This is a genomic window from Lentilactobacillus otakiensis DSM 19908 = JCM 15040 (assembly GCF_001434145.1).
Taxonomy (GTDB): domain Bacteria; phylum Bacillota; class Bacilli; order Lactobacillales; family Lactobacillaceae; genus Lentilactobacillus; species Lentilactobacillus otakiensis.
Genome location: NZ_AZED01000014.1, coordinates 226,510 through 248,313 on the forward strand (window position 1 = coordinate 226,510; position 21,804 = coordinate 248,313).

The window sequence follows — 21,804 nt, forward strand, 5'->3', positions numbered from 1 at the left end:
ATATGTATAATTTACTTCGAACCGTTTTAGAAAGCACTTAATATGCTGATTAAACAGTTACATTTAAGCTCGGAGGGAGGGAATTTCATATGGCAAAGACAGTCGTTCGTAAAAACGAGTCTCTTGATGATGCTCTTCGACGCTTCAAACGTACAGTTTCTAAAAGCGGTACATTACAGGAATATCGTAAACGAGAGTTTTATGAAAAACCAAGTGTTAAGCGTAAGTTAAAGTCTGAAGCAGCACGTAAGCGTAACAATAAGAAGAAACGTCGTTTTTAATAAATGATGATTTAAAAGGTCGGAGCTAATGTTTATTAGTCTCTGATCTTTTTTAATGTTAAAATTTAAGTATTAACTGAAAAGAGGTTACTTTGATGAGTGTATATGATAAATTGCTTTCTGACATGAAGGATGCCATGAAGGCTAGAGACAAAGTCCGATTGGGTGTCATTCGTGGTATTAAAGCCCAAGTTATGAATGCCAAAGTAGCGGACGGAAACCACGATTTAACTGAAGATCAAATTAACGATATCATCATGAAAGAGATTAAGCAGCAAAAGGAATCTCTGGAAGAATTTCAAAAAGCTGACCGCCAAGATTTGGTAAAGGATCAGGAAGCAAAACTGAAAATTGCCGAAGAGTATGCGCCCAAACAACTTTCAGAAGATGAAGTTGAAAAGATTGTCCAAGACACCATGTCACAGGTTGGTGCTGAATCAATGGCCGACTTTGGTAAAGTGATGGGTGCCATCATGCCAAAAGTGAAGGGCAAGGCTGACGGCAGTGTGATTAACAAATTAGTTAAGAAGCAGCTGCAAAGCTAGAATGCTTTAGGTAACCACAACTTTGTGGTAGTATCTGAATAACGATTACTAATAAAAAGGAGCTCACTTACTTGGCTGATACTCAACAAGTTACAAGAGAGTTTATTGTATCCGACCCAAACGAATTATTGCAGATGGTGGGCGCTCAAGATGAGTTCATCACGATTATCGAAGAGGGCATGGATGTCTCTATCAATGTCTTCGGTAATTCACTGAGAGTGACTGGTCAGGACGAACCGGTTAGCATTACCCTGCACATTTTGGAGAATATTCTCTCTTTAATTCAAAAGGGAATTAATATTAACAGCAGTGACTTCATCAGTGCGATGAATATGGCCCAAAACGGCACCCTGGAGTACTTTAAGGATCTTTACAATGAAGTCCTTATCAAAGACGCAAAGGGCAAGGCTGTCCGTGTGAAGACCTTTGGACAGCGACAGTATATTCAGGCAATTAAGCACTCTGACGTCGCTTTTGGGATTGGGCCTGCCGGAACCGGTAAGACCTATTTGGCGGTTGTCATGGCCATCGCTGCGCTGAAAAAAGGCACTGTTGATAAGATCGTCTTAACTCGTCCGGCTGTTGAAGCTGGAGAAAGTTTAGGCTTTTTACCTGGGGACTTGAAAGAAAAAGTTGATCCATATTTACGACCGATTTATGATGCTTTGCACGCAATTTTAGGTGCCGAGCACACGGAACGGCTGATGGATCGTGGGACAATCGAAATTGCCCCGCTGGCATACATGCGTGGCCGGACTTTGGATAATGCATTTGTTATCTTAGATGAAGCTCAGAATACCACTAACATGCAGATGAAGATGTTTTTGACCCGTTTAGGTTTCGGCTCAAAAATGATTGTCAATGGTGACATTTCACAAATTGATTTACCAAAACATTCCGCCAGCGGGTTGGTTACTGCGCAAAAAATCTTAAAGGACATCGATCAAATTGAGTTTGTGACCTTTACCGCAAAGGACGTTGTTCGGCACCCAGTTGTTGCCAAAATTATCACCGCTTACGAAAAAAGCGGTAATTAATCTTTAATAGACTTGAGGAATTAATTTAATGGATTTAGAAATTTATGATAAAACTGAAAAAGGCGTTTCTGAAAAGGATCAGAAACTCATTCGGGATGTGTTGGATTTTGCCGGTTCATACATCCACTTGGCTGACAACACAGAGATGTCAGTGACCCTCGTCAATAACGACGAGATTCACCAAATCAACAAAAAGTATCGTGGTGTGGATCGAGCAACTGATGTGATTAGTTTCGCAATTGAAGATGACGACGATGATGATTTTCCAATCGTGATGGACAAAGAGCTAAAAGAAGCGATTCCAGAAAACATTGGCGATATTTTTGTTTCTGTCGATAAAGTTGCTGAACAAGCTGATTATCTTGGACACTCATTTGAACGCGAACTTGGATTCTTATGTGTCCATGGATTTTTACACTTAAATGGTTACGATCATATGAAGAAAGCTGACGCGGACGTCATGTTTCCGCTGCAAAAAGAGATTTTAAATGCATATGGACTCAAAAGATAAACGTAAACCACAATTGGATAAGAACAAAACATTCTTTCAGTCAGTCGGGCACGCGCTCGATGGGATTAAGCGACTTCTATTGGAAGAACGCAACTTCCGGATTGATTTGGTGGTGGCAATTGTTGTTTTGACTTTTGCCGTCGTCATGAAGATTAGCATCAACGAATGGCTTTGGCTGTTCGCCGCCTTTTTCTCTGTGATTGGTTCGGAAGTTCTGAACACAGTTGTTGAAAATGTCGTCGACCTGATCGTCGGCCACCATTTTGACTCACTGGCCAAACGGGCGAAGGATATTGCTGCCGGCGGCGTTTTACTGTCAGCACTTTTTGCTGTGATCATTGGGATGCTGATTTTTGTTCCCAGGTTCATTGCGTTACTAAATTAAGAGGGGTAAGAAATGGATAATCCAGATTTTCATTCAGGCTTTATTGCGATTGTCGGCCGACCAAACGTTGGTAAGTCAACGTTTTTAAACCGTGTCATTGGTCAAAAAATTGCCATCATGAGCGACAAACCACAAACGACCAGAAACAAGATTCAAGGTGTTTACACAACCAAGGACGCCCAAATTGTCTTTATTGACACACCGGGAATTCATAAACCTCAGAATAAACTGGGGGATTTCATGATGGAATCTGCTCTGTCAGCCTTGAAAGAGGTTGATGCAGTTTTATTCATGGTCAACGCGACCGAACATCGTGGTGCCGGTGATAATTTCATCATCGATCAATTGAAAAATGTTGATAAGCCGATCTATCTGTTAATTAACAAAATTGATGAGATTTCACCGGATGACATCATGCCGATTATTGAGCAGTATAAAAATGCCTTGGAATTTAAGGACGTCTATCCAATTTCTGCACTTCAAGGCAACAATGTGCCTGAATTGATTGACACTTTGATAAAAGAGCTCCCTAATGGGCCTCAATACTATCCAGCTGATGAGGTCACCGATCATCCTGAGCGGTTTGTCATCTCTGAATTGATCCGAGAAAAGGTCTTGGAGTTGACTCGCCAGGAGATCCCTCATTCAACTGCTGTCGTGATTGAAAGTATCAAAACCGAAGAAAGTCTCCTGCGAATTCGGGCCACCATTATCGTTGAGCGTGACGGCCAAAAGGGAATTGTCATTGGTAAGGGCGGCTCAATGCTTAAGAAGATTGGGACACTTGCCAGAAAAGATATCGAAAATATGATGGGCAATAAGGTCTTCCTTGAGCTGTGGGTTAAGGTTGAACCGCATTGGCGTGATAAAGCCAATCTGCTCAATTCCTATGGTTATCGAAAAGACAATTATTAGAGGTGAATCACTTTGTCAAAGGGTCAGCGAACGGATTTTAATGGTATTTTGCTCTATACAAAAGCCTATCGGGAACATGACCTGCTGATAAAATTTCTCACCAAGGAATTCGGCAAAAAGATGTTCCTGGTCAGAGGTGCCAAGCGGCCGAAGTTTAAGATGCGTGCAGCCATCCTGCCATTTACCTACGGCCTGTATGGCGGCGATATCATGGAATCGGGCTTATCGTATATCTTGAACGATAAGCATTTGGAACATTTTCAAAATATTAGTGAAGATATTACCAAGAATGCCTATGCCACTTATATCATGTCATTGATTGATCTCGCGTATCCGGATGGGGAACCAATTCCCGCCTGGTACGATAAGCTCTTGATTGGGATGAAATTGATTGACGAAGGCTTTGATGAGCAGATTATCACTAATATTTTTGAGGTCCAACTATTAAACGCTTATGGCGTTGCGCCGAACTGGGTTGACTGCACCATTTGCCATCGAACCGATCTACCGTTTGACTATTCCGAGGCATATGGTGGCTTGTTATGCCAGAACCATTGGGATAAGGATCCATACCGTATGCATTTGGATGCGCGGACCATCTATTATCTCCGGCTATTTTCCGTCGTCGATCTGGCCAAATTGACTCACATCAAGGTCAACGACCAGACAAAAAAGTCACTACGGGAAGTTCTTGACCAGATATATGCCAGAAGTGTCGGAGTTGTTCCGAAGAGTAAACATTTTATCGATCAGTTGGGAAAATTCAAGCTGTGATGGATAACAGCGTTGACAATAATTTAAATGTCAACTATGATTATTTTGAAATAAATAATTCAATGATGACAAAAGAAATTGGATGATGGATTTTTTAAACGAGATCAGGATAGTGTGAGCTGGTCAGAATCGATCATTTAAATGGCGCTTTTCGAGTTGAACAATTAAGTGCTGGTAGCAATACCAGAAGTAGGGTGGAACCGCGATTTCATCGTCCCTATGTTGAGTGGCTTAGTCTATAAGTCGTTGAACATAGGGACTTTTTTTCATGCTTTTTAATAATTAGGAGGAAATTTTATGACTGAAAAATTATCAGTTCAAGAGATTATCCTGCGGCTGCAGCAATATTGGTCAGCCCAGGGATGTATGTTAATGCAGGCCTACGATACGGAAAAGGGTGCCGGAACCATGAGCCCATATACATTCTTACGTGCCATTGGACCAGAACCTTGGAATGCCGCTTATGTGGAACCATCACGTCGCCCAGCTGATGGTCGATATGGCGAAAATCCCAACCGATTGTATCAACATCATCAATTCCAAGTAATTATGAAACCTTCTCCTGAAAACATTCAAGAATTGTATTTGAACAGTTTAAAGGAACTTGGGATTAATCCGCTCGAACATGATATCCGATTTGTTGAAGATAACTGGGAAAACCCTTCAATGGGTTGTGCCGGTGTTGGTTGGGAAGTTTGGCTTGACGGAATGGAAATCACTCAGTTCACTTACTTCCAAATTGTTGGTGGCCTGGAAATGGATCCAGTTGCCTCAGAAATTACTTATGGTTTGGAACGGCTTTCTTCTTATGTTCAAGACGTCAACTCAGTCTTTGATTTGAACTGGTCTGATGACGTCAAATATGGTGACATTTTCAAGGAACCTGAATATGAACATTCAAAGTATAGTTTTGAAGTTTCTGACCAAGAAATGCTTCTGAATTTGTTTAATGATTACGAACGAGAAGCCAAACGATTGTTGGCCCAAGATTTAGTTCACCCGGCTTATGACTACATTCTTAAGTGCAGCCACACTTTCAACTTGCTGGATGCAAGAGGCGCTGTTTCTGTCACTGAACGTGCCGGCTACCTTTCAAGGATCCGCAACCTCGCCCGTTCGGTTGCCAAAGAGTTTGTCGAAGCCCGAAAGCGATTGGGCTTCCCATTAATCAAAGATGAAAAGAAACGCCAAGAATTATTAAAAGACGACAAGGAGGAAAAATAATGGCTAACAATTTCTTATTAGAAATCGGCTTGGAAGAAATTCCAGCTCACGTTGTAACGCCCAGCATCAATCAACTTAAAAAGCGGGCCAGCGATTTCTTGAAGGATCAACGAATTTCATTTGCTGACATTAAAACATTCAGTACTCCTCGTCGTTTAGCTTTATACATTACTGGGTTGGCTGATAAGCAACCCGACATTGACAAATCTGTTAAGGGGCCTGCCAAGAAAATTGCTCAAGACGATGATGGCAATTGGACCAAAGCCGCGATCGGTTTTTCACGCGGTCAAGGTGCCACACCTGATGACATTACCTTCAAGGATGTCAAGGGAACTGAATACGTGTTTGTTGAAAAGCACATTGCTGGCAAGCCAGTTAAGGAAATTTTACCTGGAATGAAAGATGTTATCACCGCAATGACCTTCCCAACCATGATGAAGTGGGGAACCTACTCATTTGAATATGTTCGCCCAATCAAATGGCTGGTCGCACTACTCAATGATCAAGTCATTCCATTCAAGATTCTTGATGTTGATACGGATCGGATTACCTCAGGTCACCGATTCTTGGGTAAAGATATTGAATTGGCCAATGCAAACGAATACGAAGAAAAATTAACGGAACAGTTCGTGATTGCCGATGCTGCCAAGCGAAAAGAATTAATTTCCAAACAAATCAACAAAATCGCTGCTGACAATAATTGGAAAATTAACTTGGATCCTGATTTACTGGAAGAAGTTAACAACTTGGTTGAATGGCCAACTGCATTCTTTGGTAATTTTGACGAAAAGTATCTGACCATTCCAGACGAGGTGCTGATCACTTCCATGAAGGATCACCAACGTTTCTTCTACGTCACTGACCAGGACGGCAAGTTGTTGCCTCACTTCATTTCAGTTCGTAATGGAAATGATTATGACATTCAAAACGTGGTTGCCGGAAACGAAAAAGTTTTGACTGCTCGTCTTGATGATGCCATGTTCTTCTATCAAGAAGATCAAAAGAAGTCAATCGCTGATTACGTTGAGCGTCTGAAGAAGGTCAGCTTCCATGACAAGATTTCAACAATGTATGAGAAGATGCAACGAGTTCAAGTGATGTCAGCATACTTGGGTAAACTAGCTGGCCTTTCTGCACAGGAATTAAAGGATCTTAATCGGGCTGCTGCGATTTACAAATTCGATTTAGTGACTGGGATGGTCGGCGAATTTGCTGAATTACAAGGTGTAATGGGTAACAAATATGCCTTGTTGAACGGCGAGGATCAAGCCGTTGCCACCGCAATTTCTGAGCATTACATGCCAATTTCCGCCAATGGTGAGCTACCAAAAACGAATGTTGGGGCTATCTTGGCGATTGCTGACAAGTTGGACAGCATTTTGACGTTCTTTGCTGCCGGCATGATTCCAAGTGGTTCAAACGACCCATACGCACTTCGTCGTCAAGCTACTGGGGTGGTTCGAATTGTGGCTGACAAAAAGTTGAACTTTGACTTGGATGAAACCCTTGATAAGTTGATTGATTTGGAGGATCAAGCTAACGTCGCTCCGAAATTAGATATGAAGAGTCAGGTTGCAGCCGTCAGTGCCTTCACCAAAGATCGAATCAAACAATATTTGGATGACCTCGGTGTTCGTTATGATATCGCCGATGCGGTGACCTCTGGTTCTCACACCAATATTTTGTTCAATATTGCCAGTGCCAAGACACTCCAGGATCATAAAGATGAGGCCGACTTTAAGGACATCATCGAATCTCTTACTCGAGTACAGCGAATCTCCAAGAAGGGATCATTTGAAGCTGATGATTTGAATGTTGATCCAGATTTGTTTGAAAATGATTCTGAAAAAGCTTTGTACCAAGCAGTTTTGGATGCGTCAGAGGATTACACCGCTCAAAGTGCTGAGGAAGACTTTGACCGATTGTCACAGCTTAAAGATAAGATCAACGATTACTTTGACGCCACCATGGTCATGGCCAAAGATGAACAATTGAAGAACAACCATTTACGTCAATTAACAATTATCGCGAAGATGATTATGTACCTTGGCGATCTCGACAAGCTGGTTGTCAAAGGTTAATCTTCGAGGGCCAATGTTTGTACAAAGTTGACTTTTATGCTAATATTTAAATACGTATCGCTAGTAAAACAAGTCGCACTTTTCGGTGCGGCTTTTTACAGGTATTGAATTAGTTTTGAAGATGGGAGGCGAAGTAATGGCGAAGATCCCAGAAGATGTGATTGAAGAAATCAGGTCACAGGTTAACATTGTTGACGTTGTTTCCCAGTTTGTTCAATTGAAACAGTCCGGAAAGAATTTATTTGGCCTTTGTCCGTTTCATGAAGAGCGGACCCCATCTTTTTCAGTTTCAGAAGATAAGCAGATTTTCCACTGTTTTAGCTGTGGAAGAGGCGGGAACGTTTTCAAATTTATCATGGAACTGCAAAATGTTTCATTCCCAGAAGCAGTCAAAAAAGTTGCTGAGATGGAAAACATTTCCGTTGACGACAAGTATTTTCGTGAAAGCGGTCATTCTCAGACAAGTGCTGAGAATACGCAGCAAAAAGAATTGATTGACCTTCATGAGCAGAGTGTGAAGCTTTATAATCACATTTTGACGAATACCAAAATGGGCCAACCGGCGCTTGATTACCTCCACAAACGTGGAGTAACCGATGATACAATCGCCATTTATCAATTAGGATATGCACCAGCCCAACGTTTGTTGAAGCCATTTTTTGATGAACGTAAAGTGGACTTCCAATTACTTCGTAAATCAGGATTATTTTCAGAGGATCAGGATGGTCATTTGAGAGATCGATTCGTTGATCGGGTGATGTACCCAATCCGAAATGGATCAGGTCAGACAATTGCCTTTTCGGGTCGGTTATTAAGCACCGATTCGGATATGCCCAAGTATTTGAACAGTCCTGAGACTGAAATATTCAATAAACGTAAAGTTCTGTTTAATTTGGATTTAGCACGGCCAAATATCCGCAGCAAAGATCCAGCGATTCTCTTTGAAGGATTCATGGATGTCATTACCGCCTATCAAGCGGGGATTAAATCTGGAATTGCCTCAATGGGGACCAGTTTAACTGAACAACAGATTTATGATATTAAGCGGATTACCCATGAAGTCGTGATTTCATACGATGGTGATACGCCTGGTCAAAAGGCGATCAAACGCGCGATTGATTCGTTTAACGAGCAAAAGAGCAATCTGGAGATGAAAATTATCACTGTCCCGGATGGGATGGACCCCGATGAGTTTATTCGCAAAAAGGGTGCTGACAATTTTAAACAGCTGATTGATCATGCACAAGCACCGATTGAATTCGAATTAAGTTACCTTAAGAAACAGTACAATTTAGATTCTGAAGTTGATCAGAGCAACTACATTGCTGAAGCTTTAAAGCTGATTAGTCACGTAGATTCCAGTATTTCCCGGGATTTATATCTCAACCGGTTGGCGGATGAGTTCTCGGTGGATAAACAATTGCTGCAACAGCAGTTGGCACCACTGATTGCCCAACCTGCTCCGGCACCTGCACGGCAGCAATATAAACAGCCCGTTCAGGTGGCTAAGCAGCCAAAGCATTTCTCACTGGTTGAGAAAGCCGAGATGCAGCTTATGAATCGAATGCTGCACTACCATGACATTTGGTTAAAGGTAAGTAATGTTTCAGGATTCGCATTTGTTGATGATCAGTATCAAATGTTGTACCTTTTAGCGGAGGGTTATTTTACCAAGTTCGATGATTATAACGTTGCCACTTTCAGCAATTTGATTTCGGAAGATTCATTGCAAAGTCTATTAGTTGATATCGACATGCTCGAACTTCCCGATAATCCGACTGATGCTGAGATCAACAGTTATTTAAACATTTTAATGCATCGAGCCCCCGTGGAAGAAAAATTAAAGAAAAAACGGGCAGAACTCAAGCAAGCCGTTAAGATTGGTGATGTTGACAAGCAAAGAGAGTTAACAATTGAGATTGTCAAGCTTGAACAACAGAAGAGAATGAAGCAACAAGTATAACTTCAGGAGGCGTTTTGATGGCTACTAAAAAAACAGAAGATAAAGTAACAGAAACTAAGACAGCCGCAGCAAAGAAGACCACTGCTGCCAAAAAGACCACAACAGCCAAGAAAGCTACGACTGCAAAGAAGACCACTGCCACTAAAAAGACGACCGCAAAAAAGGCCACCGCTACTCGGGCTAAGTCGACTAAAGCCAAAACGACTAAGGCAGGCAAGTCAACCAAGAAAGCAGACAAGCCTTACAAAAAAGAATTTGATGCCATTGTGAAAGCAAACAAACCAATTGGCCATATCACCTATGATGAATTGGAAAAGAAGATTCAAAAGCCATATTCTCTGAGTGAAAAGGACATGGAAGGTTTGCTGGAAAGCATCGAAGATTCTGGAATCAGTGTCGTTGATGAGAAGGGTGATCCTGATCCACGGGCAATTGGGGCTGCCAAGAAAGTTACCAAGAAGGAGCTTTCAGACGTTTCCGCACCAACCGGTGTCAAAATCAACGATCCTGTCCGGATGTACCTGAAGGAAATCGGCCGGGTATCTCTATTGAGTGCCGACCAGGAAATTTCTTTAGCCAAGCGAATTGAAGCCGGCGATGAAGAAGCTAAACAAGAGCTTGCTGAAGCCAACTTACGACTGGTTGTTTCAATTGCCAAACGGTATGTTGGTCGAGGAATGCAGTTCCTGGATCTAATTCAAGAAGGTAACATGGGCTTGATGAAGGCTGTTGAAAAATTTGATTACCGAAAAGGGTTCAAATTCTCAACTTACGCAACTTGGTGGATCAGACAGGCGATTACCCGTGCGATCGCTGACCAGGCTCGAACAATTCGAATTCCTGTTCATATGGTTGAAACGATCAACAAGTTAATCCGAATTCAACGTCAATTACTTCAAGACCTTGGTCGTGAACCATTGCCTGAAGAAATTGGTGCTGAAATGGATATGCCAACGGAAAAAGTTCGTGAGATTTTGAAGATTGCTCAAGAACCTGTATCACTTGAAACTCCAATTGGTGAAGAGGACGACTCTCACCTGGGTGATTTCATTGAGGATCAAGATGCAACTTCACCAGCCGATCATGCTGCTTACGAATTACTCAAAGAACAACTCGAGAGTGTCTTGGATACTTTAACAGACCGTGAGGAAAACGTGTTGCGTTTACGTTTCGGTCTGGATGATGGTCGTACCCGCACCCTTGAAGAAGTTGGTAAGGTATTTGGTGTTACGCGTGAACGGATTCGACAGATTGAAGCCAAAGCTTTGAGAAAATTGCGTCATCCTTCACGAAGCAAGCAGTTGAAAGACTTCTTGGATTAATATAATCGATTAATAATTAAATTGAGGCCGGAACATTCACGTGTTCCGGCCTTTTTGTCGGCACGGCGATTCTGATAATGGAAAGTCCCACTGAAATCTGTCATTTTGCAATCGAATAATTTATAATGAATTTATACACAAACTTAGGAGCTTATTTATGAATAGCACTCATTTATCAAAACGACTACAAACTGTTAGCGATCATGTAGAAGCTGGCAGCCGCTTGGCAGATATCGGTTCAGATCACGCTTACTTACCAATTCATCTGGCAAAGAATCACATTATCGATTACGGTGTGGTGGGCGAAGTTGCCAAAGGACCGCTTTCAAATGCAATTTCAGAAATAAAAAAGGACAATCTGTTAGATGTTTTGCATCCTCGGTTAGCTGATGGACTCGCCGCAATTCAAGCCGGAGACAACATCGATGCCATCACAATTGCTGGAATGGGTGGTAACTTGATTACCCATATTCTCGAGGAAGGCAAAGCCAAATTAACTGGCCAAGAAAAGCTGATTCTCCAGCCAAATGTTGGCGAACCAGCCGTCAGAAAATGGCTAATGACCCACCAGTATCGCATTTTTGCTGAACAAATCCTCGAAGAAGACGGCCACATTTACGAAATCATAACCGCTAAAAAGTCGCCAGTTCCAGTCACGTACTCTGACCTGGAGCTCAAGTTTGGCCCGTTTCTACTGAAAGAAAAGTCACCGGTCTTCGTCGCTAAATGGCAGGAAGAAATTGGCCTCTTGCAGCGAGTGATTCATAATATGCAAAAGGCGGTCGAACCAGACATTGCCAAGATCGATGCGATTCAGTCAGAAATTAAGACAATTGATGAGGTGATCAAGATTGAAAGCTAGAGATTTAGTCGAACGATTTGAACAATTTGCACCCAAAAAACTTGCCATGGATAAAGATCCCGTTGGTCTGCAGATTGGGTCATTAGATCAAGAAATTCATAAGGTGATGACCACCCTGGATGTGAGACCCGAAGTCGTTGACGAAGCAATTGACAATGATGTGGACTTCATTTTTGCCCACCATCCGGTCATGTTCCATCCCGCACATAATCTTGATTTAGACGATCCACAAAATGCCATGTATGCCAAAATTATTGCCAACCACATCACCGTTTATGCCGCCCATACGAATTTGGATTCGGCTGATGGTGGGATGAATGATTGGCTGGCAGAATCATTACAACTCAGTCATTTGACCGGATTGGTGCCTGCTTATGACGAGTCGGTTTTTCGGCTAACTGTTCAAGTGCAGAAAGTCTATGCGGCTGCAGTTAGAATGTCATTGGTTGATGCTGGTGCGCAAGCAAGCGCTGATCAATACAGTGGTTACACTTATGAAATTGACGGTACAGTCTACTATGTTCCCAAAGCCGGTGCTGATCCGACAATGGGTGCGGCCGGTGAACCGAATGAGATTGAAGATTCTCGACTGGAGTTTGAAGTTCCCGAAAAAAATCTCCACAAAGTTTTGCGGACTTTGGCGGATGTTCATCCTTTAGAAAAACCACTGTATAATTTAATTCGGCTCGAGGACAAGAAACATCATTTCACAATGGGCCGGATTGGCGATCTGCCACGCAGTATGACTGTCAAAGAATTTGCTGAATATTGTAAACAGGTTTTCTCCGTTTCTGGACTCCGGGTCATCGCCAAGGACTTGACCAAACCCATTCAACGGATTGCCATTCTTGGCGGCGATGGGGGTAAATTCTTCCACTTGGCTCAGCAGAAAGGCGCCGATGCCTATGTGACCGGGGATGTCTATTATCACACCGGCCATGACATGTTGGCCGCCGATTTTCCTGTGATTGATCCCGGACATCACATTGAAAGCATTTGTATCCCCAAATTGGCCAGCATGTTCAAGCGTTGGTCAGACGACAATGACTGGCACCTCGATGTTTATCAGTCTAAAATCAATACTGATCCGTTCACATTTATGTAAAGCAAAAGGAGATCATAATTATGGCAAAATACGCAGAATTGATTCCTAATTTTTTGAAATTCGCTAAAATTAATACTAGATCAGATCCTAATTCAACCACGATTCCATCATCAGATAGAGAAACTAAATTCTTGAATAATCTCAAGGAATTACTGACTGAAATGGGCTTGGAAAATGTTCATACAAACGAACAAAGTGCCTATGTCTTTGCGACCTTACCTGCTAATATCGATAAAAAAGTGCCGACAGTTGGGTTTATTTCACATATTGATACCGCAGATTTTAATTCGGAAAATATTAATCCAAAGATCGTCGAAAACTATGATGGTCATTCAGTGATCAAATTGGATGAAAAAGGCGAATACACTTTGGATCCTAAAGTGTTCCCAAGTTTGAAGAAATACGCTGGTCAAACTTTGATTACCACCGACGGTTCAACGCTGTTGGGCGCCGACGATAAAGCCGGTGTTTCTGAAATCATTTCCGCGGTGAAATATCTACAAGCTCATCCAGAAATTAAACATGGCGATCTCAAGATTGCTTTTGGTCCTGATGAAGAGATTGGGACTGGGGCTGATCATTTTGATGTCAAAGATTTTGGTGCCGACGTGGCCTATACCGTTGATGGTGGCCCACTGGGCGATTTGAATTACGAAACCTTCAACGCTGCCGATGCCAAGGTTGCGATCAAAGGGACCGATGTCCATCCGGCTGAAGCAAAGGGCATCATGGTCAATGCAATTCAAGTCGGCATGGATTTCCACGCTGCTTTGCCTGACTTTGATCGACCTGAGAAAACCCAGGATCGAGAAGGCTTTTTCCACTTGTATGACTTCCAGGGAACGGTTGATCACACCGAAATGGGTTACATCATCCGTGATCATGACCGGGATCGCTTTGAAGCCCGTAAACGACTATTCAAAGGGATCGCCAATCAAATGAACAGCGACTTTGGTGAAGACCGTGTCAAAGTCACCATTAAAGATCAGTACTACAACATGGGCGAAATCATTAAGAAGGATCCAACTCCCGTTAAGATCGCCGAACAGGCAATGACCAATGTTGATGTGAAGCCACATGTCTTCCCAGTTCGCGGTGGAACGGACGGCTCCAAGATTTCTTATATGGGTCTGCCAACGCCAAACATTTTTGCCGGTGGTGAAAATATGCACGGTCGATTTGAATATGTTTCCGAACAGACGATGGAAAAAGCGGTGGATGTTGTTCTGGAAATTGCAAAATTGTACGCTGAAAAGTAATAGGTCAAAAAAGGTCAAATTATTGTTCAGTGCATTAAAAATTTGATAGTATAGCTTTAGTGGTTTGGAATGAAAAGATTGATTTTTGTTTCGAACCTTTTTATTAAAATCAATTTCTAAATTCTATTAATAAGGTGATAATTGAATGAATCCTGATAATTTAACTGAAGCAGTGACACAGGCAATCTCCCAAGCACAACAGATTGCCGCAACTCGTAAGCAGCAAAACATCACAGTTGCCCATTTATTTAAATTTCTGGTTCAACCTGGTGAGTTGGCACGAGAAATTTATTCGCAACTGGGTTTGAATTTGGAAGATGTCAATTCTGAGTTGGATGCTGAAATTGATGGCATTGCCACAGTTGAAGGCAGCAATATCAACTATGGTCAATCACTGTCTTCGAATCTGTATGAACTACTGCAGAACGCAGAACAGATCAAAAATGAATTTGGCGATACTTACATTGCCGTTGACACCTTGACGATTGCGGTCATGCAGCTTCACGGTGACAAATTCGCCGATTATTTAGCTGGTAAGGGCATCACTGAACAAAAGGTCCGTAATGTGGTCGAGAAGATTCGTGGCGGACAAAAAGTCACAACTAAGAACCAAGAGGACAGCTACCAATCACTTGAAAAGTATGGGACTGATTTGGTTCAAGCTGCTCGGGATAACAAATTGGGCCCGATTATTGGTCGGGATGAAGAAATCCTGGATGTGATTCGAATTCTCTCACGAAAGACAAAAAACAACCCAGTGCTGATCGGCGCCCCAGGTGTGGGTAAAACTGCCGTGGTTGAAGGATTGGCCATGCGGATTGCTTCAAATGATGTCCCAGAAAACTTGAAGAATAAAACCATTTTCCAATTGGATATGGGATCATTAATCGCCGGGGCCAAATACCGTGGTGAATTTGAAGAGCGACTGCAAGCTGTTTTGAAAGAAGTCAAAAAAGCTGAAGGTCAAATCATCATGTTCATTGATGAAATTCACAACATTGTTGGTGCCGGTAAAGCAGAAGGCAGCATGGATGCCGGCAATATCTTGAAGCCAATGCTGGCAAGGGGTGAGCTTCATTTGATTGGGGCCACCACCATTGATGAATACCGGAAGTACATGGAAAAAGACAAGGCCCTTGAACGCCGGTTCCAGCGGGTGATGGTCCACGAACCATCCGTTGAGGATACGGTCACCATTTTAAGAGGTCTCTCTGAAAGTTTGGAGATTCACCATGGCGTAAGAATTCACGATAATGCTTTGGTGGCTGCAGCCAAACTCTCTGACCGGTACATCACCGACCGTTACTTGCCGGACAAAGCTATTGATTTAGTTGATGAAGCCTCAGCTGAGATTCGGGTTGAAATGAATTCCAGTCCAACCGAACTTGATCAGTCAAAGCGCCAAATGATGCGTCTTGAGGTTGAGGAAGCGGCTTTGAAGCAGGAAACTGACGAAGCTTCCAAAAAGCGCCTCAAAGAGGTTGAAGAAGAATTAGCTAACATTAAAGAAAAGGTTAATCAACTGAATGCACGTTGGTCGCAGGAAAAAGAAGCGATCAAGAAGATTTCTGATAAAAAGAAACAGCTTGATCAGGCTAAAAACGACTTGAAACAAGCTGAAAACACCTATGATTTAAACAAGGCAGCTGTTTTACAACATGGTACGATTCCACAATTGGAAGCTGATTTGAAGAAACTTGAAGACAATGACCAACATTCAGACTGGCTGGTCAGCGAATCGGTGACCGCTAACGAGATCGCCGATGTTGTGAGTCGAGAAACCGGGATTCCGGTGACCAAATTAGTTGAAGGGGAACGTAAAAAGCTGCTCCATTTGGCAGACAATCTCCATAAACGGGTGATTGGCCAAGATGCTGCGGTCACTGCCGTCTCAGATGCCGTTATTCGCTCACGTGCGGGCTTGCAGGACCCAAGCAAGCCATTGGGTTCATTCTTATTTCTAGGCCCTACTGGGGTTGGTAAAACTGAATTAGCCAAGGCCTTAGCCGAAGACCTCTTTGATTCCGAAGATCACATGGTTCGAATCGATATGTCGGAATACATGGAAAAAGAATCAGTTTCAAGGCTCGTCGGAGCTGCCCCAGGATATGTTGGTTATGAAGAGGGCGGTCAGCTGACGGAAGCTGTTCGTCGAAATCCATACACGATTGTGCTGTTTGATGAAATTGAAAAAGCCCATCCGGATGTCTTTAATATCTTGCTGCAGGTTTTGGATGATGGCCGTCTGACTGATAGTCAAGGGCGGACGATTGATTTTAAAAACACAATTTTAATTATGACTTCTAACTTGGGATCGGATATTTTGCTTGAAGGCACTGATGAAAATGGTGTGATTTCAGATGAAGCCCAGAAGCAGGTGAACCAGTTGCTCAAAGCATCATTCAAACCAGAATTTCTCAACCGAATCGATGATGTGATTACCTTTACACCATTGACCAAAGCGGATATTGAAAAGATTGTTTTGAAATTAATTAACCAATTATCTGGCCGGACAAAGGCTCAAGATATTAAGTTGTCGATTTCGGATGAAGCCAAACGCTGGATTGCGGACAATGGTTATGAACCGCAATATGGTGCTCGACCACTTCAGCGATATGTCACCAACGTTGTTGAAACACCTCTGGCTAGAATGATCGTGGCTGACCAAATCAAGCCGCACAGCGTTGTTCATATTAATCTTGATGGTGACAAGTTGACGTTTGTGCCAGAACAGTTGCCAGCTGATAAGCCAATCTAAACTGGCAGGAAAATGGAGGAGGATTTTGCCGTGTTAACCCATTACACCATTCCAACTGGGAACCGAACACAGCTAGCTGTTGCCGTTTTTCCGACGGATCAGGCCAAAGGAATTGTCCAGATCATTCACGGGGCACTTGAGCACAAGGAGCGGTATTATGAGTTTGCTCAATTTTTGAGTGCTCATGGCTACGTCACTGTTGTGTCGGATAATCGCGGCCACGGCGCATCGGTCTCACAGGATGATCCATGGGGCATCATGCGCAGCATTCCCCAGTTAATTGATGACCAGCTTTTAGTGACCAAGTTTATCAAAGATCAGTATCCAGGATTGCAAGTCAGCTTGTTTGGTCACTCATTCGGGTCGATTTTAGCCCGATTATATCTCCAGCATCATGATAATGAAGTCAATGCAGTGGCACTAACTGGAACGGCGAATTATATTCCAATTGTGCCGTTGGGGCTTTTGATTGGTAAGGCATTCTTGAAAATTTACCCGGAAAATGCCAAATGGACTTTCTTGTCAAAGATATCCGGTCTGGCACCGGGCGATCATTCCTGGTTGAGCTATGATCACGAAAATATTCGCAAAGTAACTGAAGATCCATTGATGATGGACGAATATCCGGTAAAAAGCTTAGTTACATTGTGGCAGGGGGATTTTGCCCTTAAACAAATCCACCATTTTGATTGTGCCAACCCCCATTTACCAATTCTGAGCTTGGTTGGGGCAGAGGATAAATTCAGTGGTGGTGAAAAAGGGTTGGCCGACACAGTTTCGACCCTTCATAAAATCGGGTATCAAAATGTGATCAGCATTCGTGAACCACACATGAAACACGAAGTTCTTCAAGAAACTAAGCGAAGCGTCGTTTTTGACCGGCTTCTGAAATTTTTTGAAATTCACCGCTAATGATGATTAAGTATGACAAAAAAAGCTATGGCAGAAACTGCCATAGCTTTTTACGTTTCAATGAAACACTAATCTTTTGATTTACTTGATGTTGCTGAATCCTTGCTGATAAGATAAATACCGTTGACAGCAATAAATGCGGTAAGAGCGGCAGCAATCCCAATCTGGGAAGGATCCCATGTTCGTACTTCAAGGGCGGAACCTATGTAACCAATGATTTCTCCAAAGATATAAGCCCATAAAACAGCCACGATATTTGAACTAATAAGTTTCATGTCTAACGCCACCTCACAATCAATAGCATTTTAGCATATATTTTGTGAAAAATCATCATTTATTTAATTTGGAATTCGAATGTGGGCTTGATAAATTTGGTATAATTTCAGTTAGGAAAGAAGGGCAATATTGTGAGTTATGTTCCATTGCAGGTAATCAGTTCATATAGTTTGCTTCAAAGCCCGATTCGAATAGCGGAATTGATTTCCGAAGCCAAGGATCGTGGCTATCAGGCCCTCGCTCTGACAGATCTCAACGTGATGTACGGCGCTGTTGAGTTTTACGATGCTTGTTTGAGTGCGGGCATCAAGCCGTTAATTGGCCTGACACTCCAATTGCCCGGATTAATTTTGACCGACAAAAATTACAGCTTGGTACTGCTTGCTAAAAATCAGCAGGGGTATGCGAACCTGCTTAAATTATCGACTTTAAAAATGACCTTGCCCGAGCTAACCGTTTCTCAGTTAACTGATTATTTGAGTGACTTATTTGTCATTTTGCCGCCATTGGGTGAAATGAACGATCTGCTGCTTCAAGGGCGTTCTGAAGATTCCGTAGCGTTAATCGATCAATTGAAGTCCCTTGGGGTTGACCGAAATTCACTCAAAATTGGCGTGGATTATCATTCTTCTGATAGTGTAATTGATATGTTGAGCAAGTTAGCTGCTGACCAACAGGTAGCCTTGGTGGCGGATTCACCGGTGGATTACATCAATGCCACGGATTATTTTCCAATGCAGGTCTTAAAAAATATTGCTGCCGGGACCAAAATCGCTAACGTTGACCAACTTAGCAAACAAGTCGGCCCATATTGGTTGCGGCCGGCAGCCCAGGTTGAACAAGAGTATCGACAAATTCACCTGGCCGATTCATTGAACCAGGTCGAGCGCATCGCTTCAGAATGTAATGTTGAAATTAAAAAGCAACAGCCGAAATTACCGCAATTTGATACGCCAGATGGCATTGATTCAGGATCTTACCTGCGCCAATTATGCGAAAAAGGATTGCGTGATCGGCTCAAGAAAAATAAAATTTCTGATCCAACACCTTATCATCAACGACTGGATCGGGAATTATCGGTGATTCATTCGATGGGCTTTGACAATTATTTCCTGATTGTTTGGGATGTCATTAACTTTGCCCACCAGACCAATATCATTACTGGACCAGGACGTGGTTCAGCGGCCGGCTCTTTAGTTGCGTATGTGTTAACAATCACCGATGTTGATCCAATTAAATACGATCTGCTGTTTGAACGTTTCTTGAACCCAGAGCGGGTGCAGATGCCTGATATTGATTTGGATATTCCCGATGATAAGCGTGATGAAGTCATTCAATATGTTCATCAAAAATATGGTCACAAACGGGTGGCTCAGATTATCACGTTTGGGACCCTCGCTGCCAAGCAGTCAATTCGAGATGTCGGCCGGGTCTTTGGTTTGAACACCACCCAACAGGATCAATGGTCTAAAGCAATTCCCAGTGCTTTTCACGTCACTTTAAGGGATGCCTTGGATAATTCTCAACGATTGAAGAATCTGGTAGCGGATAGTCCATTGAATGAGGCCCTTTACCAAACCGCCCAAATTCTTGAAGGCTTGCCGCGTCATTACTCGACTCATGCCGCCGGACTTGTTTTAAGTGATGATCCTTTGGTTAATTTGGTGCCTCTCCAAAATGGAAATGAGGGCCTCTTAATGACCCAATATTCCAAGGATTATGTTGAATCAGTCGGGCTGCTCAAAATGGATTTTCTGGGTCTGCGGAACCTGTCGATTTTGGCGGATGCCTTACATCAGGTTAAACTAACGACCGGCAAAGATCTGGATATTTCAGCTGTGCCTTTAAATGATGCCAAAACTATTCAGTTATTCGCCGATGGCAACACCACCGGAATTTTTCAATTTGAATCAAACGGGATTCGTAACGTATTGCGAAGATTGCATCCGGAGCGATTTGAGGATGTTGCATTGGTTAACGCGCTATATCGGCCTGGACCGATGCAAAATATCGATGAAGTGGTCAAACGCAAGACGAACCATGAGGCCTTGACCTATCCGGATGATTCCCTGGAAGATATTCTAAAACCGACATACGGGGTGATCGTTTATCAAGAGCAGGTCATGCTGGTTGCTTCTAAAATGGCCGGATTCTCACTTGGACAAGCTGATATTTTACGGCGGGCAATGAGTAAGAAAAAGCTCGGTGTGATGGAGCAGATGAAAGTTCAATTTATGAGCGGCTCCAAACAGCGCGGGTATTCGGAACAAGTTGCTGACAAAGTGTTTGACTACATTGAGCGATTTGCTAACTACGGCTTCAACAAATCTCATGCGGTTGCATATAGCAAGATGGCGTACGAACTAGCTTACTTGAAAGTGTATTATCCTGGTGAATTTCATGTTGCCTTGCTAAACTCAGTCAACAATAATTCCGTGAAGATCAAGGAATACTTATTGGATGCCAAATCAATGGGGGTAAAGGTGGTTGGTCCGAACATCAATACAAGTGAGGCCAGTTTTACTTATCAAGATGGGCAGATTGTCTTTGGCTTAGATTCAATCAAGGGTGTCCGGCACGATATGGTGCTTGATTTATTGGCAGAACGGCAGAAAAACGGTGTCTTTAAATCATTCCCTGACTTTCTCAGTCGATTGTCGACCAAATATCGAAAGGTCGAACTGATCAATGCCTTGATTTATGCTGGCGCACTGGATGTTTTCCCATTCAATCGCTCAGAATTGATCGCTGCAGCTCCGGAGTTCATCAGTTCGGTTGAGTTGAGCGGCAATTCAATGAGCTTATTTAAGGCCTTGGAGCCGAAAATGCCCAGGATGCCGGAAATGCCGTTAATGGACCGACTGGAAAAAGAAAATGCCTATTTGGGTGCGTATTTGTCTGGTCACCCAACCGAAAGATTTGCCACATTGGCTCAACGATTGGCTGCTGAAACAACCAGCACGATTGCTGAAGGAATGAAGAATATATACTTGATTCTTTACGTAACCAAAGTGAAAATTATTCGGACTAAGACCGGCAAGCAGATGGCGTTTGTCGACGGTAACGATCAAGTGGGGGAAACTTCGGTGACCGTTTTTCCAAATTTATTTGCTAAAAGCCAGTCATGGCTTCATAAAGATTTGGTTATCCTCATCAAAGGCAACGTTGAAAAGACCAACGATCTTCAAATTGTTGCCAACGAAATGGAACCGGCTGCCAATGCACTTCAAAATTTAAAGCAGTCAACTTCTCAACAGAAATGGTTTCTTCGAATTGATAGTGATCATGATAAAAACACAATGTTTCACAAACTAACTGACTTGAGTAAGCAATATCCTGGTCAAGTTCCCGTCATCGTTTTTGAAATGCAAACTAAAAAAACGTGGCAGCTAGACCGAAATCTGTGGTTAAATCAAAGCCAGGATCTTAAAGAACAATTAATCACAATCTTTGGCAGGAATAATGTGGTTTATAAGTAATATTTTGACTTAATTTTCTACCAACCAGCACTTTTAAGTAAAGGCTTTCATTTGCGGTATGCCTAACTTTCCAATTCTGGCAAAAATTATATAAGTTCATTGATGCCCAAAAGGT

Annotated in this window: 18 protein-coding genes; 17 read left to right on the top strand and 1 reads right to left on the bottom strand. The window is 42.6% G+C overall.

Annotated features, from left to right (window positions below):
* Nucleotides 1-89 precede the first annotated feature (89 nt).
* The 16 genes from rpsU to FD05_RS08730 all read left to right on the top strand — a co-directional run bounded on the left by rpsU (nt 90) and on the right by FD05_RS08730 (nt 17,934).
* On the top strand, nt 90-281 hold the full coding sequence (gene rpsU / locus FD05_RS08655) for a 30S ribosomal protein S21 (protein WP_003553874.1): 192 nt from the start codon (nt 90-92) through the stop codon (nt 279-281).
* A 95-nt stretch (nt 282-376) separates the two neighbouring features.
* Entirely contained in the window at nt 377-826 is a 450-nt protein-coding gene (locus tag FD05_RS08660) for a GatB/YqeY domain-containing protein (protein WP_020280332.1), read from the top strand.
* Nucleotides 827-897: 71 nt separating this feature from the next.
* Nucleotides 898-1,863, top strand: coding sequence for a PhoH family protein (locus FD05_RS08665; RefSeq protein ID WP_020280331.1), 966 nt, complete (start codon nt 898-900; stop codon nt 1,861-1,863).
* 28 nt (nt 1,864-1,891) lie between these two features.
* Nucleotides 1,892-2,374, top strand: a complete 483-nt coding sequence (gene ybeY / locus FD05_RS08670; RefSeq protein ID WP_020280330.1) for an rRNA maturation RNase YbeY — start codon at nt 1,892-1,894, stop codon at nt 2,372-2,374.
* A complete protein-coding gene (locus FD05_RS08675) occupies nt 2,352-2,759 on the top strand; it encodes a diacylglycerol kinase family protein (protein ID WP_051990574.1) in 408 nt (135 codons plus the stop codon). The genes ybeY and FD05_RS08675 overlap by 23 nt, the downstream gene beginning before the upstream one ends.
* A gap of 12 nt (nt 2,760-2,771) precedes the next feature.
* Entirely contained in the window at nt 2,772-3,674 is a 903-nt protein-coding gene (gene era / locus FD05_RS08680) for a GTPase Era (RefSeq protein ID WP_020280328.1), read from the top strand.
* Nucleotides 3,675-3,686: 12 nt separating this feature from the next.
* Nucleotides 3,687-4,448, top strand: a complete 762-nt coding sequence (gene recO / locus FD05_RS08685; protein WP_020280327.1) for a DNA repair protein RecO — start codon at nt 3,687-3,689, stop codon at nt 4,446-4,448.
* Between the two features lie 297 nt (nt 4,449-4,745).
* Entirely contained in the window at nt 4,746-5,672 is a 927-nt protein-coding gene (glyQ, locus tag FD05_RS08690; protein ID WP_020280326.1) for a glycine--tRNA ligase subunit alpha, read from the top strand.
* Nucleotides 5,672-7,753 (top strand): glycine--tRNA ligase subunit beta, encoded by a 2,082-nt coding sequence (gene glyS / locus FD05_RS08695; protein WP_020280325.1) that lies wholly within the window; start codon nt 5,672-5,674, stop codon nt 7,751-7,753. The genes glyQ and glyS overlap by 1 nt, the downstream gene beginning before the upstream one ends.
* Nucleotides 7,754-7,889: 136 nt before the next feature.
* Complete coding sequence (gene dnaG, locus FD05_RS08700; RefSeq protein ID WP_020280324.1) at nt 7,890-9,716, top strand: DNA primase; 1,827 nt, start codon at nt 7,890-7,892, stop codon at nt 9,714-9,716.
* A 17-nt stretch (nt 9,717-9,733) separates the two neighbouring features.
* Nucleotides 9,734-11,038: an RNA polymerase sigma factor RpoD gene (rpoD, locus tag FD05_RS08705; RefSeq protein ID WP_020280323.1), complete on the top strand. Its 1,305-nt coding sequence runs from the start codon at nt 9,734-9,736 to the stop codon at nt 11,036-11,038.
* A 157-nt stretch (nt 11,039-11,195) separates the two neighbouring features.
* The gene (locus tag FD05_RS08710; RefSeq protein WP_020280322.1) at nt 11,196-11,900 is read left to right on the top strand and encodes a tRNA (adenine(22)-N(1))-methyltransferase; all 705 of its coding nucleotides are present in this window, start codon (nt 11,196-11,198) and stop codon (nt 11,898-11,900) included.
* Nucleotides 11,890-13,005: a Nif3-like dinuclear metal center hexameric protein gene (locus tag FD05_RS08715; protein ID WP_020280321.1), complete on the top strand. Its 1,116-nt coding sequence runs from the start codon at nt 11,890-11,892 to the stop codon at nt 13,003-13,005. The genes FD05_RS08710 and FD05_RS08715 overlap by 11 nt, the downstream gene beginning before the upstream one ends.
* Before the next feature lie 20 nt (nt 13,006-13,025).
* Nucleotides 13,026-14,264 carry a peptidase T gene (gene pepT / locus FD05_RS08720; protein ID WP_020280320.1) on the top strand — a complete coding sequence of 413 codons (1,239 nt, stop codon included), beginning with the start codon at nt 13,026-13,028 and terminating at the stop codon, nt 14,262-14,264.
* A 145-nt stretch (nt 14,265-14,409) separates the two neighbouring features.
* The gene (gene clpB, locus FD05_RS08725) at nt 14,410-17,022 is read left to right on the top strand and encodes an ATP-dependent chaperone ClpB (protein ID WP_020280319.1); all 2,613 of its coding nucleotides are present in this window, start codon (nt 14,410-14,412) and stop codon (nt 17,020-17,022) included.
* A gap of 12 nt (nt 17,023-17,034) precedes the next feature.
* Complete coding sequence (locus tag FD05_RS08730) at nt 17,035-17,934, top strand: alpha/beta fold hydrolase (protein WP_039932370.1); 900 nt, start codon at nt 17,035-17,037, stop codon at nt 17,932-17,934.
* Nucleotides 17,935-18,002: 68 nt separating this feature from the next.
* Here FD05_RS08730 and FD05_RS08735 read toward each other — a convergent pair whose 3' ends face one another.
* The gene (locus FD05_RS08735; protein ID WP_039932368.1) at nt 18,003-18,209 is read right to left on the bottom strand and encodes a YjzD family protein; all 207 of its coding nucleotides are present in this window, start codon (nt 18,207-18,209) and stop codon (nt 18,003-18,005) included.
* A 132-nt stretch (nt 18,210-18,341) separates the two neighbouring features.
* Here FD05_RS08735 and dnaE point away from each other — a divergent pair, with 132 nt between their 5' ends.
* The gene (gene dnaE / locus FD05_RS08740) at nt 18,342-21,689 is read left to right on the top strand and encodes a DNA polymerase III subunit alpha (RefSeq protein ID WP_020280316.1); all 3,348 of its coding nucleotides are present in this window, start codon (nt 18,342-18,344) and stop codon (nt 21,687-21,689) included.
* Nucleotides 21,690-21,804 lie beyond the last annotated feature (115 nt).

Bases quoted from the DNA above. Each gene is read 5' to 3' on its own strand.
- rpsU (WP_003553874.1), top strand. From the start codon at position 90: ATGGCAAAGACAGTCGTTCGTAAAAACGAGTCTCTTGATGATGCTCTT.
- FD05_RS08660 (WP_020280332.1), top strand. From the start codon at position 377: ATGAGTGTATATGATAAATTGCTTTCTGACATGAAGGATGCCATGAAG.
- ybeY (WP_020280330.1), top strand. From the start codon at position 1,892: ATGGATTTAGAAATTTATGATAAAACTGAAAAAGGCGTTTCTGAAAAG.
- FD05_RS08675 (WP_051990574.1), top strand. From the start codon at position 2,352: ATGCATATGGACTCAAAAGATAAACGTAAACCACAATTGGATAAGAAC.
- era (WP_020280328.1), top strand. From the start codon at position 2,772: ATGGATAATCCAGATTTTCATTCAGGCTTTATTGCGATTGTCGGCCGA.
- glyQ (WP_020280326.1), top strand. From the start codon at position 4,746: ATGACTGAAAAATTATCAGTTCAAGAGATTATCCTGCGGCTGCAGCAA.
- glyS (WP_020280325.1), top strand. From the start codon at position 5,672: ATGGCTAACAATTTCTTATTAGAAATCGGCTTGGAAGAAATTCCAGCT.
- dnaG (WP_020280324.1), top strand. From the start codon at position 7,890: ATGGCGAAGATCCCAGAAGATGTGATTGAAGAAATCAGGTCACAGGTT.
- rpoD (WP_020280323.1), top strand. From the start codon at position 9,734: ATGGCTACTAAAAAAACAGAAGATAAAGTAACAGAAACTAAGACAGCC.
- FD05_RS08710 (WP_020280322.1), top strand. From the start codon at position 11,196: ATGAATAGCACTCATTTATCAAAACGACTACAAACTGTTAGCGATCAT.
- pepT (WP_020280320.1), top strand. From the start codon at position 13,026: ATGGCAAAATACGCAGAATTGATTCCTAATTTTTTGAAATTCGCTAAA.
- clpB (WP_020280319.1), top strand. From the start codon at position 14,410: ATGAATCCTGATAATTTAACTGAAGCAGTGACACAGGCAATCTCCCAA.
- FD05_RS08730 (WP_039932370.1), top strand. From the start codon at position 17,035: ATGGAGGAGGATTTTGCCGTGTTAACCCATTACACCATTCCAACTGGG.
- FD05_RS08735 (WP_039932368.1), bottom strand. From the start codon at position 18,209: ATGAAACTTATTAGTTCAAATATCGTGGCTGTTTTATGGGCTTATATC.